The following is a 1520-nucleotide window of genomic DNA, read 5'->3' on the forward strand; positions in this document are numbered from 1 at the left end:
TTACTACGCCAGTATTGGCCGAAGAGCACAGATTTTAAGGCGGTAACACCAGCGCAAGTTATACCAGTACTTGAGCAACTTAATAATCGTCCGAGGAAGACACTTGGATTTGAAACGCCTGCAAAATTGATGCAGGATCACTTGGCGGCTAAAGCCGCCTAAACGTTATGCACTTCAGGTTTGAATCCGCGTCACTAAATAAATCCAATTTAAGCAGCTATAAAAAAGCCCACTAATGTGGGCTATTTTAATTTAAGACTATTTTAAGGTTAAGGTATTATTTAGCTCAAGAGTGAGTGTAAAAATACCATACCAATAGCAAGTGGACACACAAACTTGGTATACCAAGGCCATATTTTCCAAAACAATGTGTTATGGACCTCAGGATTACCTTCTTTAATTGCTTTAAGTAATGAGCTTCTGTACCAAATCCAGCCTACAAATATACAACACATCAGGCCAAGCAAAGGTTGAGCTACTTTTGTAGTTAAAGTAATCACTAAGCCAAATAAGCTGCTAAGGTTACACACAATTATAATGCTAACGATAGCAATTAAAGCTCCAATCAACCAGGTTGCCTGAACGCGTTTCATCCCAAAGCGTTCTACAGTGTATGATACTGGCGCCTCTAACATTGAAATAGATGACGTTAAAGCGGCAATACTCATTAACGCAAAAAATGAAAAGCCCACAAATAAGCCAACTTCGCCCATTCCATCAAATAAAGCAGGGAGTACTTGAAACACTAACGTATCTTCAGAGAGTAATTTACCTGTTGAGGCCGAGAATATTTCAACGCCTTGAGCTTGCGCTACATACATAGCCGGAATAATCAGTAAACCCGCTACAAAGGCTATAAATACATCAATAAGGGTTACATAGGCACCTAAAGAAACAAGATTTTCTTTTTTGCTAATGTACGAGCCGTAAATAATCATTACGCTAGTACCTAGCGATAAAGAGAAAAAAGCTTGTCCTAGTGCGCTAACTAATAGTTTTGCGTCAAAAATAGACGAAAAATCAGGAACTAAGTAAGCCTTTAAACCCTCCATTGCGCCATCTTGGGTCATTACATAAGCAATAAGTGCAAATAAAATCCCCAAAAGAGCGGGCATTAAACGTTTTGACCATTTTTCAATACCGTTCTCAACGCCTCTACTGATAATAGCGACAGTTAGTACGATAAAGACGAGAGTGAATATGGTGTTTCGGGTAAGTGATTGCTCACTTAACCATGTCGATGCTGTGTCGGCACCGACAAGAGTAGCTATGGGTTCAGCTGTAGCGCTGAGCATCCAACCGGCAACAATCGCGTAAAAACTTAATATAAAGCCAGCACATAAAATACCGCCAAAACCAACAATAAAGGCAAAGTGTTTTTGCCATGGCTTATTAGATATTTTTTGAAGTGATGAAACCGCGTTTGCTTGGCCATGACGACCAATCATAAGTTCAGCCATTAAAGCGGGGTAGGCTAAAAAGAACGCAAGCACTAAGTATGCGACTAAAAATGCAGCACC

1 protein-coding gene is annotated in these 1520 nt (G+C 39.9%); it reads right to left on the reverse strand.

All coding sequences use genetic code 11. The features are described from left to right. Nucleotides 1–281 precede the first annotated feature (281 nt). On the reverse strand, nucleotides 282–1520 hold a 1239-nt coding region (locus L654_RS0111625), incomplete at its 5' end, for a sodium-dependent transporter (protein ID WP_024608105.1).

The sequence above is a fragment of the Pseudoalteromonas sp. TAB23 genome (genome assembly GCF_000498075.1).
Taxonomy (GTDB): Bacteria; Pseudomonadota; Gammaproteobacteria; order Enterobacterales; family Alteromonadaceae; genus Pseudoalteromonas; species Pseudoalteromonas arctica.